Consider the following 2,263-nt stretch of genomic DNA (forward strand, 5'->3'; position numbering starts at 1 on the left):
CCAATTCTTTTAAAATTAATTGGTTGCTGACTGATTGATTTAAATCTTGATGGGCAGAGATGACTAAAATTTTGCTCATAAAAGCTCCTAAAATAATATGGATATGGTTTGTGCCATATTTTAGCGTGATGGTTAATATTTTGATAGTACTTACATTTTTGTAAGTATCAGACCGCTTGTATTACCGCAAGCGGTGTTTTTTAACCCTGCTCAGCAAGGGATTTGGCGTAGTCTCTTCCATGGTGGCATGGGTTTTGCTTAATTCGTGGGCGAAAATCACAAGCGGCACTTTACCTTGCACGTTTTCGGATCTGTACGCCTTGCCGTAAATTTGATTGAATGCCTGTCCGATGTAAGCCGGGGCGGTTTGCGGTTCGGCCGCCTGAACGGAAAGCGTACTCATACCTAAAGTGCGGTTAAAATGGTCTTGATTTTCACGATGTTTCTCCTTAGAGCTGTCCGAATTGGGCATAAAGTTCAGGCAGGATTTCTGCCAAATGGGTAAATTCCGTCATATCGTGCACCGACATTTCATAAGCGATGGCAAGGGCTTTTTCTTCAGTCAAATGAGCACTCATTGCCTGCACGCCACGTTCGCCTGCCCCCTTGATTTTGGCGATTCGGCTGAGTTCGGCGTGTGGGGTTGTCCAGTAGAAGCTGATGAGTTCTGCTCCGCCTTCCACGTCTCGTACCAAGTGAATCAGCGTTGCCATTGCCACATTATCTGCACCCACAGGGTGCGACCAGCCACTGGCACTGGCAGTGATGTTTTTGGCTTTCAGCACCTCGGAGCGGAAACCGATTTGCTCAGGCGGTACGAACACGGCGATGGTGTCGAGCAAGGTGTCGCCGATGTATTCCGTGATGTGATTTGGATTATTATAAAAACGCGCCTCATAGCTGAGCGATTTATCCGCCGCTCGCTCCGGATCGGCTAGGCTGTTGTTGATATGTGCCTGTGGAAACCACAACATATAACGTTCTTTTTCCACCGTGTGCCACAACATCCACCATTTGAACATTTCGCTCGTCACATTTGGCATAAAATGGCGTGAACGGCTGAAAGCAGCAATACCTTTCTCACCGTCATTGATCACGCCATAACCGCTAACAGGGGCGTTGTCGATGTTTTCTAAGGCTTCATTCAAGGCTTCCGCCGTTGGGGCGAACACCTGATCCGCAGGCAACGGCTGATGCAAGCCTTTTACCATCTCCATAGGCACTCTCAGTTCGCCATTGAAAAAGTCTTGGTATGGCTTGTTTTTTAAGCTCTCAATGTTGCGTTGAAATTGCAGCTGCATCGGTGTTTGCAAATAGGTTACAGGCACTAATTCAACAGTAGCCGATTTTTTTACGGTTTGAGCTACGCTTGTTTTCGGCAACATTGCGGTAGCGGCTAAGCTAGCTGTTGCGGTCATAAAACGGCGACGATTCATTTTGTTTTCCTTCTTGTGTTCGTTTGATGTGCAAATTTTAGGAAAAATCAGACCGCTTGCACATCGACAACAACAGGATATATTGTCATAATAGGCATACAAAAAAGTGGTTTAGTATTGTTATTTAGATATTTTGACGGAGCGTTGTCTGATGAAAACCGATTTGCGCGTCTTGCGTACCCAAAAAGCCATTCGGGAAGCCTTTTTACAGCTTCTCAACCAAAAAGATTACAAAGAGATCAGCGTGCGGGAGATTTTGGAGCGTGCGATGGTCAACCGAATGACGTTTTACAAATACTATTCGGGCATTGATGATTTAGTGGCAAAACTGATTGCCGAATTTAAGGCGTTTTATGCTCAAAGCGTTTACGAACGCTTCACTTCGCCGAATGTCGCCGAATTTTTGCAGAACAGCCTGCCTGCATTTCAGGAAAAAATTCCGCTGATGCTGGCGTTGCAGAACATTCAGACCAAGCGGCACCATCTTTATCAAGATCAGCTGGATATTGTCAAAACGGTTTTTTTGGAAAAGTTCGCCGCCACAGCATACGATGAATTTAAGGATTATCAGGCAACTATGTTTGCCATGGCAGTAGTCGGCACCGAGCGGTATTACGCCGAAAGAGGCGAACCGCTCCCCGCCGAAAAACTACCCGAACAGTGGCGGCATATTGCTGCGGCATTAGGGGGAAAATGAGATTTTCAGGCAGCCTGAAAGCCGTTTTACCCGCTTCGCCCGCTCCTTCGCAGCCGTCGGCAAGCCGATGTTTAAATGCAGGTATTTTGCAAAATTTTCATCAAAAAACACCGCTTTTATTTCTAAAAAC

Annotated in this window: 3 protein-coding genes; 1 reads left to right on the top strand and 2 read right to left on the bottom strand. The window is 46.1% G+C overall.

Annotated elements, in window-relative coordinates:
* Window positions 1-181: 181 nt before the first annotated feature.
* Window positions 182-403 (bottom strand): hypothetical protein, encoded by a 222-nt coding sequence (locus AM305_RS11025; protein ID WP_237698385.1) that lies wholly within the window; start codon window positions 401-403, stop codon window positions 182-184.
* Between the two features lie 46 nt (window positions 404-449).
* Window positions 450-1,436, bottom strand: coding sequence for a DAPG hydrolase family protein (locus AM305_RS11030; protein ID WP_005826096.1), 987 nt, complete (start codon window positions 1,434-1,436; stop codon window positions 450-452).
* A 151-nt stretch (window positions 1,437-1,587) separates the two neighbouring features.
* On the opposite strand from AM305_RS11030, the gene AM305_RS11035 reads away from it, so the two are divergent.
* Entirely contained in the window at window positions 1,588-2,133 is a 546-nt protein-coding gene (locus AM305_RS11035; RefSeq protein ID WP_005826098.1) for a TetR/AcrR family transcriptional regulator, read from the top strand.
* Window positions 2,134-2,263: the final 130 nt, after the last annotated feature.

Source organism: Actinobacillus minor NM305 (assembly GCF_000175195.1).
In the GTDB taxonomy this organism is placed as follows: Bacteria; Pseudomonadota; Gammaproteobacteria; order Enterobacterales; family Pasteurellaceae; genus Haemophilus_A; species Haemophilus_A minor.